Source organism: Paenibacillus algorifonticola, assembly GCF_000971975.1.
In the GTDB taxonomy this organism is placed as follows: Bacteria; Bacillota; Bacilli; order Paenibacillales; family Paenibacillaceae; genus Pristimantibacillus; species Pristimantibacillus algorifonticola.
The window spans coordinates 1-12,618 of sequence record NZ_LAQO01000022.1 but is presented as its reverse complement, the minus strand read 5'-3'; the positions used below and the strand labels follow the sequence as shown (position 1 = coordinate 12,618).

General features: G+C 52.1%; 10 protein-coding genes. 1 reads left to right on the top strand and 9 read right to left on the bottom strand.

Going from position 1 to position 12,618, the window contains the following annotated elements; genetic code table 11:
- Nucleotides 1–47 precede the first annotated feature (47 nt).
- The 6 genes from WH37_RS23760 to WH37_RS23735 form a co-directional block, all read right to left on the bottom strand.
- Nucleotides 48–1,076, bottom strand: a complete 1,029-nt coding sequence (locus tag WH37_RS23760; RefSeq protein WP_052737173.1) for a DUF58 domain-containing protein — start codon at nt 1,074–1,076, stop codon at nt 48–50.
- Nucleotides 1,073–2,062, bottom strand: a complete 990-nt coding sequence (locus WH37_RS23755) for an AAA family ATPase (protein WP_046233127.1) — start codon at nt 2,060–2,062, stop codon at nt 1,073–1,075. Before WH37_RS23755 ends, WH37_RS23760 begins: the two co-directional genes overlap by 4 nt.
- A gap of 16 nt (nt 2,063–2,078) precedes the next feature.
- A complete protein-coding gene (locus WH37_RS23750) occupies nt 2,079–3,830 on the bottom strand; it encodes a coiled-coil domain-containing protein (RefSeq protein ID WP_046233126.1) in 1,752 nt (583 codons plus the stop codon).
- A 38-nt stretch (nt 3,831–3,868) separates the two neighbouring features.
- A complete protein-coding gene (locus WH37_RS23745; protein ID WP_046233125.1) occupies nt 3,869–4,762 on the bottom strand; it encodes an ABC transporter permease in 894 nt (297 codons plus the stop codon).
- Nucleotides 4,759–5,691 carry an ABC transporter ATP-binding protein gene (locus WH37_RS23740; RefSeq protein ID WP_046233245.1) on the bottom strand — a complete coding sequence of 311 codons (933 nt, stop codon included), beginning with the start codon at nt 5,689–5,691 and terminating at the stop codon, nt 4,759–4,761. Before WH37_RS23740 ends, WH37_RS23745 begins: the two co-directional genes overlap by 4 nt.
- Nucleotides 5,692–5,764: 73 nt before the next feature.
- Nucleotides 5,765–8,146 carry a hypothetical protein gene (locus WH37_RS23735; RefSeq protein ID WP_046233124.1) on the bottom strand — a complete coding sequence of 794 codons (2,382 nt, stop codon included), beginning with the start codon at nt 8,144–8,146 and terminating at the stop codon, nt 5,765–5,767.
- Between the two features lie 342 nt (nt 8,147–8,488).
- Between WH37_RS23735 and WH37_RS23730 the strand changes: the two genes are divergently transcribed.
- A complete protein-coding gene (locus WH37_RS23730) occupies nt 8,489–9,718 on the top strand; it encodes an MFS transporter (RefSeq protein ID WP_046233123.1) in 1,230 nt (409 codons plus the stop codon).
- A gap of 191 nt (nt 9,719–9,909) precedes the next feature.
- Here WH37_RS23730 and WH37_RS36665 read toward each other — a convergent pair whose 3' ends face one another.
- From WH37_RS36665 to WH37_RS23720, 3 genes are all read right to left on the bottom strand, one after another.
- Complete coding sequence (locus WH37_RS36665) at nt 9,910–10,308, bottom strand: Rossmann-fold NAD(P)-binding domain-containing protein (RefSeq protein ID WP_231594344.1); 399 nt, start codon at nt 10,306–10,308, stop codon at nt 9,910–9,912.
- A 4-nt stretch (nt 10,309–10,312) separates the two neighbouring features.
- Nucleotides 10,313–10,579: an NAD-dependent epimerase/dehydratase family protein gene (locus tag WH37_RS36660; RefSeq protein ID WP_231594343.1), complete on the bottom strand. Its 267-nt coding sequence runs from the start codon at nt 10,577–10,579 to the stop codon at nt 10,313–10,315.
- A 1,148-nt stretch (nt 10,580–11,727) separates the two neighbouring features.
- Nucleotides 11,728–12,618 (bottom strand): energy-coupling factor transporter transmembrane component T family protein (locus WH37_RS23720; RefSeq protein WP_046233122.1); only part of this gene is annotated, 891 nt, incomplete at its 5' end.

Here is a 12,618-nt window from a genome sequence, read left to right as displayed (position 1 = left end):
TTTCACCCGAGTTGCAAGTTGCTCCTCATTTCAGTTCCAGCTCATATTTAACTATGGCTGTGCAGCACACCTGCGCGCAGCAGCGTATGCTGAATCGTTTGTTCAATTGGCTTGCTCGTATCAATAAAAATATAAAGGGCTCCGCGCTCGGCGCAAAGCTTCTTGAGTTCATTACAATATTCGTTCACCGTATCGCGATATTGTTCCAGCAATCGGCTGCCTAAAGCAACCTCCTTGCCCGTGCCCAGCTCGCTGTCGAGCAAATTCAGCTCACCTGTCAAAGACGGGTTTAGCTCTTCTGGGCTCAATAAATGGAGAAAAACAACCTGCTGCCGAGCGGCAAGCAGGCTGAGCAGCGTATCCTCAATGCCCGCCTCATACATCGCATCGGATACGATCCAAGTAACTCCCGTACGATGCGGGAGCTGCCCAGCCAGTTGAATAGCTTCCCTCATAGACAGAGCCGCCGCCGGATGTTCAGTTTCTTTTCCCCGACCTGTAATAGGAGACTTAAGCCCGTCGTCTAGTTGAAAAGACTGCTGCTCCAGTGCCTCCGCCAAAAAATGAAACAATCGCGCAGTGGAGCCCCTTCCGCGAAGCGATGGAAGCTCTGCCGGAGCCGTTCCGCCAAACAGCTTGATCGCAATGCGGTCCTCGCCTGAAAGTGCAGCGTATCCGCCGCTGGCTGCAAGCTGCAAGGCGCAGCGCAGCTTGCTTGCCTGTTCGCCGCCATAGTTCATCGATGGAGATACATCAACGTACACATGCAAGGTAAGCTCCTGCTCATCCCAATATTGACGCATATACGCTCTGCCTGTTCGGCCATACACATTCCAATCCAGACGGCGAATGTCGTCGCCAGGCGCATAAGGACGATAATCTGCAAATTCCTGCGAGCCGCCGAGCGTGCTGGAGCGGCGCTTGCCAGCCATCGTGCCCTTCACCCGGCTGCCCGCGGCCACTTTCATGCGCTCCAGACGATGAAGCAAGGAGGAATCGGGAAAAAGCTTGGCTAAAGCGCCGCTGAACGCTGAATGCTGGACTCCGCTCCCAGAACCGCTGCCTTGCCCATTCATCTTGTCAGCTCCAATGCGCTTAAGATGGATTCGGTCATCTGATCCGTCGTTATGCCTGCTGCCTGTGCCTCGTAACCAAGCACGACCCGGTGTCGAAGCGCTGGCGCAGCTACCTCGCGAATATCACTCCACGACACATGCAGCTTGCCGCTGCAAAGCGCCCTTACCTTGCTGACCGCCACAATCGCTTGCAGCGCTCGCGGTCCGGCGCCAAATCTGACATAACGCTTCACATCGTCAGGGGCATCTGCCTCTGCGGGATGCGTCATCATCACTAGCCGGACCGCCATGTCCAGCACATCGTCTGCAACCAGAATATGCTTGGCATACATTTGCAGCTCGGTCAGCTCATCCGCGGTCATCTTGACCTGGGCGCGGTGCTGAGTTGCTGCTGTTGTCCGCAGCACAATTTCTTTGAGCTCCTCGCGCGTCGGATAGCTAACGCCAATTTTGAGCAGGAAGCGGTCAAGCTGTGCTTCCGGCAGCGGGTATGTCCCCTCCTGCTCGATTGGATTTTGCGTCGCCAATACAAAAAAAGGACGCGGCAGCTGGCGCGTTTCTCCGCCAGCTGTCACCGTGCCTTCCTGCATCGCTTCTAGCAGCGCGCTTTGTGTCTTTGGCGTAGCACGGTTAATTTCATCGGCCAGCACCAGATTGCCGAAGATCGGTCCAGGCTGAAAGCTGCGTCCCGCCGCACCCTGCTCAGTAAAATCGATCAGTGTCGTTCCCGTAATATCTGCGGGCATGAGATCAGGCGTAAATTGAATCCTTGAATATTGCAAGGAAATCGTATCCGCAACCGTGCGGACGAGCATCGTTTTCCCGAGCCCGGGGATGCCTTCCAGCAGCGCATGTCCGCCTGCCAGCAAGCACCATAATAGCTGCTCAACTACCGTTTTTTGCCCTACAATGACACTTCCAATTTCCTCTTGCAGAGCAGCTATACGCTCAGCCGCCTGTGTAATCTGTTCCTTGGATTCAATCATTTGTCCACCTCACTCCTTATCGATTCGGCTGTATGTTGTCGAAATATTGCTTTACTTTATCCTGCATGGCCTGTGGCAGCTGGGAGCGTCCAAGCGCTTTTTTGGCCTCGGTTGCATACTCGCTGTACACTTCCTCGTAAGGGCGAGTCGTTCCGTCAATCATCGGCGACTTGCCGCCCGTCTGCTCCTGGCCGCCAGTGGATGGTCCGCCATCCTCCTGTACATTGCCTTCACCTGCCATCGTGCGCGGCGTTGTTACAAGCGTTCGTCCGCCTGCACCTGTGCCACCCTGCAAGCCTCCCTGCCCACTGCCCGAGCCGCTGCCAGCGCCCTGACCTTGGCCAGCTCCGGCTCCTGCGCCAGCGCCCGCTCCCTGACCGGAACCGGCTCCTGTCCCAGCACCGCTGGACGAAGGATCGCCGCCGCTGCCAGAGGCGCCAGAGCTTCCCGGCGCCGCGCCCGATCCGGGCTCGCTCGGCGAGCCCGATGCTCCGCCAGCGCTGCTGCCGCTTGGCGAGCCATTGCCGGAGGCCGCCGCTGCCCAGCTCGGCGGCACGGAGCCGCCGCTTGCAGCCAATTGGCCCGCAAGCGGCTGTCCGCTTTGCCCAAGCTGGCTCGCCATCGCGCTAGCCAGCTGTTCCAGCTGTGCCTGCGATAATTCGCCAGCCAGCGCTTCCTCCAAGGCGGCGAGGCCATCGCCGCCCTCCGTTTCGCCCGAAGCGTCATCCTCCGCTTCGGAATTGCGCGCTTGCTCCGCGGCTTCTGCCAGTGCGGATGCGAGCGCCTCCTTGTCTTGCGGCAGCTGCCTCGCAAGCTGCTCCAGCGCCTGTGCAAGCTGCTCCTTCTGCTCAGGCGTCAGCTTCTGCAGCTCCGAACGCATATCGCTAATCGCTTCGCGCATGCCCGATTCCAGCCGGTCCTGCAGCGCAGCTCCCAACTGCTTCAGTGCAGGCTCGCGCTGCATCGCTTCCGCAGCTTCATCAAGCTGCGATGCCGATTGCTTCGCCAGCTCCGCCGTCTGCTCAAGCTCGCGCATCGCCTCGGCCAGCTCGGCAAGCGCCGCTTCCATGTCGCTGTCGTTTTCCTCCAGCTTGCTGCGCAGCTTCTCAAGCGGCTCAGCAAGCTGCCGCTTCGCCTCCTCAGGCACATCTGCCCGCTCCGCTTCCTCCGCGAGCGCAGCCGCCTCTTCACGCAGCTCTTCGAGCTGCTGCCGCTCAGCGGCCCGCTCCTCCGCCAAATGATCCAGCGGATTCGCCCATACGAGCAAAAGCGCGGAAATGGCCCATACCGCGCTAACCCCCAGCACGGCCCGCTTCCACGCCGGCCATGCGGGCCAAGGCAACCGCTTGCTCAGCATAGCGGCATAAGCTTTCGCTGCAGCAATGGCTTCCTGCCGCTGCAGCAGTACAATAGCGGATGGCTGACCAGCCGGGCGCAGCCATCCATCAAGCGCAGTCGACACGGCATCATCCGTGTCGTGTCGATCCATCGCTCTCGCCGCATCACGCAGCGAGGCGCGCCGCCACAGCCCATACAGCAGCCCCGCCAGCAGGCCCGCTGCCGCCAAAATCACAGCGGCTGGCCGCGCATGAAGCAGCGGCCACAGCCTGCTTGCGATGAGCAGCAGCAAGCCTGCAGAGCTGCCCATAAGCAAGCCCTTCAGCCCTTGCTTGCACATCGTGAACATCGTCAATCTCAGACGTACCGGCAATAGCAGCTCAGGAAGCTGCTGTTCCTCTTTAGCCTGACTGCTTCCGCTTGGCTCCATTTGCGTTCCCTCCTACTTTAATGCCGAATTCTTATCCCTTATTTCCCGCTTTGCTTCATGCGAGGACGCAAGTAGCGAATGCTTAACCAAATGGCTAGAGCGGCCAACACGAGATAAATGAGCATAAACTCCTGCCATAGCTGCAGAAACGGTTCAGAGGCTGTCGATCCAGATCCCGAATAAACAATTTCTCTCGTTATGTTAGGGTCCAAAATGCTGTACATTGCTACTGCTGGATTCCATGAAAAAATATGAACGATCCATTCGTTTGAAGCGCTAGAGCCTGAAACCTGCATAGATACCATGATCGCTACATAACCAATGAGCGCCGTGCCCGCGTACAAAAACAACGTCACGCCATAGGTCAAAATAACAGCAATCATCGTCCGCTTGACGATGGTGGAGAACAAAATGCCGAATGCCCCTATAACGATCATCAAAAATAAATAAAAGAAAAAAATGAGCAGCAGCTGCGCCGGCGATATGCCGCCGAACAGAAACACCATGCTGTATACAGGTAGCGTACTAATGACGATTAAAATCATAAAGCTCAGAGAAGACAGCAGCTTGCTTAAAATAATCGTTGTCGAGCTTTGCTGCGTCGTAAGCAGCAGATTAAGCGTCTGCCTTTCACGCTCGCCGCTTATAACGCCAGCCGTGAGGCCCGGGGCCATGAAGGAAATGAGGCCGAGCTGTACGAAGCTGAGAAAATAAAACAGCATCCGGCTTTCGCTCGGATTAAACGAGGCGGCATTGCCCGAGCTCATATTAAGCAAATAAATGGAGCTAAGGGCAAACAGCCCAATGGCGAATAAATAGGCAAGCAGCGTCCACATCGTGCGCGGCGTCCGCATCCGCAAGCGGAATTCCTTATCCAGCACCGGATTGATCAGCTTGCTGCGCCAATCTTTGCTTACTGTATCGTTTCTCATTCGAAGCCGTCCCCTCCTCTCGTAATTTCCAAAAAGACATCTTCCAAATTCGTCTGCCCTTCGCTAAACGAAATAATGCGATAGCCCGCAGCAATCAACTCGCTGATCAGCTCCGCCTGCTCGAGATCCTGTCCGCTAAAATGAACATGTATGCCCCGCTCATCGCGCATCAGACGCGTCACATGCGGCTGCTCCTGCAAAAACTGCTCGGCCTCTTCCAACCGTTCAAGCAGCCGGATATATAAAATCCGCTTCACCCGCAGCCGGTTCTGAATTTCCGATACATTGCCCTGGGCGATCATCTGTCCATGCTCAATGACGCCAATTTCATCGACCATCTCCGCAAGCTCAGGTAAGATATGCGATGAAATAATGATCGTTTTGCCCATTGCCTTCAGCTCAAGCAAAATTTCCCTCATTTCGATTCTCGCCCGCGGATCAAGTCCGGAAGCCGGCTCGTCGAGGATGAGCAAATCGGGATCATGCACCAGGCAGCGCGCCAAGCACAGCCGCTGCTTCATGCCACGAGACAGCGTATCGACATAAGCGTCCCGCTTGTCACTGAGATTGACCAGCTCAAGCAGCTGCGGAATGAGCTCTTCTCGTTCCTTTTTGGGGATTCCATAGCTCGCACCATAAAAATGCAAATATTCGACCGCTTTAAACTGGTCGTACACACCGAAGAAATCCGGCATATACCCTATCCGCTTCCTCACTTCTGCCGGATGCTTCGTCACATCAAAGCCATCTACTTTCGCATAGCCCGACGAAGGCGACAGCAGCGTAGCTAAAATGGACATCGTCGTTGATTTCCCCGCGCCATTCGGCCCTACAAAACCAAACACTTTGCCCCTGGCAATCGTCAAATCAAGCGATTTTAGCGCGTGGAATGAGCCGAAGGACTTGCTGAGTCCTTTAATTTCAATCATGGGAACGGCTCCCTGATCCTGCTCGGGCGAAACTCCCGCTTCCTGTTCCACTTTTATTTCCGTCTGCTCCGCCTTATTCATGCTTCGCCACCTCGCCTTCCACTGCCACTTGCGGCATTCTCGTTTCTATATCGGTATTTACAATCAGCTTCATCCGCAATTTGAAGCCATCGATGAGATAATTCGAAGGATCTTCCATTTCCGCTGCAACTTTCAGCCATTTGCCTTGCGCTTCATCCCAAATGAGCCACTTCAAATTTTGCCCGGATTGGGAAGGATCGAGGTGAATGTCCAATTGATCGTATGTCAGCTGTTCACGTTGAGGGAAGCTGTATTCCAGCACCAGCTCGCCTTGCCCAATCGAAAAAGTAGAGTTCCCAAAATTTTCTAATCGATTGACACTTTTCTCAATAATAACGGGATTTACGAAGCCTGCCGGCACAATTAGGCGACCGTTTGCATCCGGCTCCATCTCACCCAAGCTTTGCACCCACATCGTCAAATTAGCGGCTTTAACTTTATTGTTATTAACGGTAAACAACGCGTCTTCATTTTCACTGAATCCGATCACAACCGGACCGTAAATCATCGGTATAGTCGAAGAACTGTAGTTCATATTAAAATACGTTTCGACCAGCGTGCGCTGCCTGCTAAAAGTATCCTGATTGCCGCTCTGATACGGGAATATCATGCTGCCGTAATTAAAGTATCCCATATTCGTGTTGGGATTGTTGGAGATGAGCACAGAACCTTCTTCGCCTTGCTTTAAATCGCCGATTGAATAGCTGCTGCCGTTCATCACTACAACAACATGATTTAAATCGTTCAAGGTGTCATTTTTAATTTTATAATCCATTTGCCCGTTGCTGTTCTGGTAGGACACCTTGAATTGTCCGACCTGCTCCTGCATGGGAACTTTTTCAAACACAGCTTTGCGTGTCGACCAATATTCTACATTTCTCCACTCGGCTGTCGTTTGTCCTTCTATGCTCACAACTCTGCTGTCGCTGCGCAAATTCAAGTCGCCCGTGCTGCTGCCTGATGCATAAGGCGTTAGGGGCAGCGTTTCATTGAAGCGGGCAACAACTTCGCCGCCATTCGGAACGAAAATCGAAAATGCACCGGTTTTAACCCCTTCGCCTTGGCCAGATAATTGCACGGTTTGAACCGTGTGGGTAGACATAAAACGTTTATTTTCAGCACCGAAGAAGAAAATAGCGGCACCGCAAACGATGGAGATAAGCGGAATGAGCCACCACGACCACTCCCGCTTGTCTGCCCTTCGCAGCACCAAATACAGCACCGGAGCTACAACAATCATATAAATGATAAACATGACGAGCAAGAGACCAAAATTAGGCGGTGAAATGGATGGAAACTGATCTACGATTTGTTGAAATCCCCAATATGCATTATTGCCGCTCATATAGCCCTGCTGCATCGGAAATAACGAGCTTTGCAGCCAATTCGCATATAACGTGGCACTTCCCGACCAAGAAGCAATAGGCTCCAAGGCCGGATCAAAAGCAATGTACAGCACCTTGCCAAGTCCCAGCTTACGCTCGGCAGCAATCGGCGTTTCCCCGCCTAACAGCTTAGTTGCCCCAGCGGCAAGCTTGCCTGTCGACAGCGTCATATCACCTGCACTTGCGCTTTTCGCTTCACCGGCGCTCACCATTTCAGGCGAAATCGGCTGTGACACCGTCCCGCCATCCGGCTCAACCGGCGCAATAGCTGCAAAAGCTTTCGCTGTTTTGCTGTAGCCTGCGCCTCCAGAGAGAATAAGCGTGCCTCCCTTGCTGATCCAGCCAGTAATAGCCGCCACCTGCTGCTCGCTCCAATCCGAAGTTGCTACATCATTGATGGCAATGACATCAAAATAATCAAGCAGTGAAGCTTCTTCCGGCAGCTGCTCCGGCGTCAGCGGCAGCACGGAAATTTGATAGCCCCGCACATTCAGTGAAGGCATGAAATTTAAAGTATCGGGATCGCTCGCGAGCACCCCAAAGGTGTAATCGGCTGTGCCATTGCTATCCAAAAAAGCTTTGCCAATGAAAGCTACTTCCTTCCCTTTGGATGAAACGCCTTCAAAGAAGCGTATTTTGTTATTGTCTTTGTTCAGCTGCATGCCTGGCAAGGAAACTGTCAGCTCGACTGGCGTTTCTTTCGGCAGCTCGATCGGCACGACAAAATCGGTCGTCGTCCCGCCATAAGGCGTAATAATTGAAATGACGACCTCGCCCTTTAAGTCGGCATTCGTCCGATTCGTCAGCGTGAGATGGGCAGGCATTCTTTTATCAATTTTCACACTGCCCTGATAGCCTGCTTCCGTTTTCAGCTCAATGCCTGCCGCTTCGGCATATGCTTTCGAGCCCGTTGTTCCAAGGCCTGTACATAAACTGGCGATCATAATCATCATGACAAAAAGCTTTAATTTAAAACCTATTCGACTCACAGACAGACCCCTCCCTATTTTTATATGTACTCATCCTATTACCTAACGCAAAAAACGACGAAAATGTTTCATAATTTTACATAATTCATCCAATGCAGGAAAAAGAAAAGCCTTGTTCGCATAAAGCGATCCAAGGCTTAAGCACAACCTATTAATCTACACTTGCTGCATTTATCTTAAAACAAAAATATAAACCTCTACTGAAGTTAAAATGAAGTTATACAAGCAAAGCGGAGAGATGATCCTGGTTAATGCTCATTCGCCCCGTAAGGTCAGCCATATTTGTGGGTGACAAGGAGCGGGATTGTAGGCTAAAGTAGTGATGAAAGGGGTTTTATAACGATGTCTACTGCTTTGACAGCTTCTGAACCGGCTCATTCTACTACTTCACAGCGCTTGGTGTTTACGGTTGTTACGCTATTATACTGGACGTCGATGTACGTTTATGTACCGACGTTATCGCCTTTTTTGAGCGGCCGCGGCTTGTCGATGCAGTTGATTGGCATTGTGCTTGGCAGCTATGGCTTTGTTCAAATGCTCGTACGTTTCCCAGTTGGGGTCGCTTCTGACCGCTTCGGCAAGCGCAAGCCGTTTATTATACTGGGCATGGTGACTGCTCTCTTAAGCTGCTTGCTGTTTCTGGTGCCAGGACACTGGCTATGGCCGCTCGGAGGCCGGGCAATGGCAGGCATATGCGCCTCAACATGGGTTGCTTTTACAGTCATGTATGCCAATTATTTTGCTGCTGAGGATGCTGCACGGGCGATGGGAAGCATTAGCGTGATGATCGTTAGCGGCCAAATGCTCGGCATGCTGATGAGCGGAACGGTGACCGATATGTGGGGAGATGCCGCACCTTTCATTACTGGGGCTATCATCGCTGGGGTAGGGCTATTGCTAGGTCTGATTTTAAAAGAACCGCCGAAACAGCTGCATGAGCGCGTCGGCATGACACTCGCGATGGCGCGCAGCATTATCGGCACGAAGTTATTGCTTCAAGTATCGCTGCTCTCCATTCTCGCACATGGCGTGCTGTTCATCACGATGTTTGGCTTTACGCCACTCAAGGCAGAGACGCTGGGCATTACCGGGTATGGGCTGACATTAATTGTTTTTGCCTTTATGCTGCCGCATGCGCTCGCTTCAATGTTCACTGCTAAATGGTTCGCGCCGCGTTTTGGCAATTGGGTCACGATTGGAATTGGCTTCGTGCTAAGCACAATATGTACGGTGGCCATTGCCTATACAGATTCATTCGCTATGCTGGCGCTGACACAAGCGATAAACGGCTTTGCCCAAGGCTTGCATTTGCCGCTGCTGCTCGGCCTTGCGATTCGTGACGTCCAGCCAGCTGGGAGAGCTACTGCAATGGGCCTTTATCAGGCAGTGTATTCGATTGGGATGTTTTCCGGGCCTTTTCTAGCCGGTTGGTTGAATGACAGCTGGGGCATGAACAGCGGCTTCTGGTTCGGCGGCATGCTCGGCGCTGCTGCAGCGCTGCTTTGTGCGTGGTGGTACATGAAGGAACGGACTACTAGCAGAAATGTCGCGGGGAATAGCGGGAATAAATGATAAATCATTTTATTTCGATAGGTTGACTAATTCAAATCATAGATACAGCGGCAGTTGTGGATGAAAAAATCCGGACTGCCGCTGTTTTATTGGACGTTCATTCCCCCATTCGCTCACATGTCGGGAAGTATTAACGTAATAGATGAGCATCGCTTTTTTCATGAGTCATGCCATTTTATCCATCCAGTGGCTCAGCTTGAAGCTCCACTTAATTGCTTAAGTTCCTTGCTTTCGATATGCGGTTTCGGGTAACCATTGCTTGCTGCTTGTATCATGGCCTTACCTAATTGCTCTGATGTAAGGACACTATCCAGCTTCATAAGCAACGGATGCAGGGGCTTCAATATATCATACAAAAATTGGTATATTTTTGTTTTTGATTTTATGCCATGAAGGGGAGTAATGACACCTGGCCGAAACATATAAGCTGCTTTAAAAGGAAGGCGCAATAACGCATTTTCCGTCTCCCCCTTGACTCTTGCCCACATAGTACGCCCTTTTTCAGAGCTGTCCGTCCCACTTCCAGAAACATAAATAAAGGTCATTTGAGGATTCAATTCCGCTAATGTTTCTGCAACAGACAAAGTCATATTATTAGGTTATTTTTCTATACTCCGCTTCCTTCATACCCGCAGAAGAAACACCTAGGCAAAAAAAACAAGCATCAAATCCTGTTAGTTCATGCTGGATTGCCGTTAGATCGGCTACATTTCCCAGTTTGATCTGCCTTACTTTTTCATGCTGCTGCTCCGTACGCTTGCGAACGACAGTAAGTATTTCTTGAACGGTATCGTCTAACAAACACTCACGCAATACACTTTGTCCAACCATGCCCGTAACTCCAAAAATAATCGCCTTCATGTTAGTAATCCCCCATCCTACGAGAAAAACCAATTTCCCCCGTACGCTGGGGAGTTTCAGCTTATCTTCGTTATTTTTTATTGTGCAATTGTGATTCGCACGCTTATCGTTTCTCTCCTTTTAACATTGCTAGGGCGTGTATGCAAACGTAAGCGAGCCAGATCCTGACAGAAGCCAGCGTCAAACGTATTCTCTCTACTACCGGGAATGTTACACCCCATGAATATGAACCTACGTACCGAAAGGCAGCTTCATGCTCTTCGTTTCAGGGGGTACTCCCTGTACAAAGCTAGACTTGGTGGACACAGCAGCCGCTATTTCAACAGGATCACGGATTATGGCCCAGGCCGCGGACACAGGAGCCGCTAATACGCTGCCAAAAGTCATTTTGATGGGATGATGAGGGTGATAACGGATTACCTACCTGTCCGCTTACGGCCTGAAATCGTATCCAAAGTCAGAATAGCGGAACCTCAGTCCTTGAAAAAAGGAGGGAGCGTCCCGAGCTGCGTGGTCTCAGCAACAATCACATGCTGCGCTTCCTAAAGCCTTGAGATTGGCCTCGAATAAGCGCTAAGCAAGGAACAACAGGCCGATTCCCGTTTGTATACACACCCTAGTCACAATGTGAATCTAACTAATCTATCAGCAAACCAGCCTTTCCGAATACATTATCAATTTCGCCAGTTTTGAAACCGATGATCGGAGCATCTAAGCCGTCTCTAGTAGCAGCTAGCGTCTGTGTACCTGTACGAATTCGACGTTCAGCTTGCTTCCGTCATTATACTGCTGGCTGCCCTCTCTATCTGACATTAGTGAAATCAGAGGGCTTTATACAAATTATATGTGTTGCCCTTTATGTTAAATGATGTTCATTTAAAATCAATGACTTTACAAAGCAATTTTACGGCTGGATTAAGATTAAATATGCAAGCAAAGGGGATGAAAGACAACATGCAGCGATAAAGGAAAAAAAGAATTCCGAAAAAATATTATGTTTCAAGCATTCATGCGCTTGACAGTTAAACAGCCCGCCTGTCCCATCATCCATGACGATAAGGCCAAGCGGGCTTTTTGTTACGGCGAAACAGTAATAGGAAAAGCTTTTTCATAGAAAAAGTCAGCAAAGCAGCATTATCCTACAAGCTTTAAATGGTAGCCCACATATATAATACGGCTGATACAATAAGCGCCGCTCCAAGCATCAGTATATCCTGACGTCCGAAACGCAGTTGGAAGCCTCTTGTTACACGAATGTCGCTGTTGCCAAACCCTCTCGCCTCCAGCGCCTCTGCCATTTGCTCCGCCATTCGTAAAATCGAACGAATGTAGGGTATAATGGCCGATGCCAGCATCGAGGGCGGCAATGCGCCGACTGGCGTGATTGCTTTTCCCCGCGCATGCGCGATTTTCGCAAACCGCTCCCATTCCTTAAGCAGCAGCGGAATAAATCGAAATATTAAGGTCACGGTCAATGTAATCGATGAGATCGGCACTTTAAATCGGCTCATCCAGCCGAACGTTTGCTCCAGCGCCCGCTGAATTCGCAGCGGCGTCATAAGCAGCAGCATTGGCAGGCCGAGCAGCATGGCGCAAAAAAGCGTCGCCAAGCGGAGCATCGTTCGTGCCGATTGCTCCCAATCAAACGATAATGGCTGAATATGCGCTCCGGCTACTACACCGAAGAGCAGAATGATTAAGGCGTAGGCTCGAATAAAACCGAGCCAAGTCCGCATTTGAGTGCGCAGCGGCAGCCATATCGCGGCTGCAAGCGCTCCGGCAAGCAGCAAGCCGCTCCAGCTATGCTGCATGATGATGGTCGCCGCCAGCAGCATATAGGCGGCGATGAGCGCTCTTGGGTCGAAGCGCGTCGCCAGGCGCTGCGCTGGGTGCTGCGCCGGCGGGAGCGGCCGGCGCTTGGTTGTGGGCAGCGGCGGCGAAACGTCCGCCGCTGCGGGCTCGGCTGCGCCCGGCGATGGGCGAAGCTCCATCGCCGGAGGCGCCTTCGGCGCGGCGTGCGGCAAAGCCGCCGCGCCAGG

Coding starts and splice junctions, on each gene's coding strand:
- WH37_RS23760 (WP_052737173.1), bottom strand. CDS start 1,076: ATGAATGGGCAAGGCAGCGGTTCTGGGAGCGGAGTCCAGCATTCAGCG.
- WH37_RS23755 (WP_046233127.1), bottom strand. CDS start 2,062: ATGATTGAATCCAAGGAACAGATTACACAGGCGGCTGAGCGTATAGCT.
- WH37_RS23750 (WP_046233126.1), bottom strand. CDS start 3,830: ATGGAGCCAAGCGGAAGCAGTCAGGCTAAAGAGGAACAGCAGCTTCCT.
- WH37_RS23745 (WP_046233125.1), bottom strand. CDS start 4,762: ATGAGAAACGATACAGTAAGCAAAGATTGGCGCAGCAAGCTGATCAAT.
- WH37_RS23740 (WP_046233245.1), bottom strand. CDS start 5,691: ATGATTGAAATTAAAGGACTCAGCAAGTCCTTCGGCTCATTCCACGCG.
- WH37_RS23730 (WP_046233123.1), top strand. CDS start 8,489: ATGTCTACTGCTTTGACAGCTTCTGAACCGGCTCATTCTACTACTTCA.
- WH37_RS36665 (WP_231594344.1), bottom strand. CDS start 10,308: ATGACTTTGTCTGTTGCAGAAACATTAGCGGAATTGAATCCTCAAATG.
- WH37_RS36660 (WP_231594343.1), bottom strand. CDS start 10,579: ATGAAGGCGATTATTTTTGGAGTTACGGGCATGGTTGGACAAAGTGTA.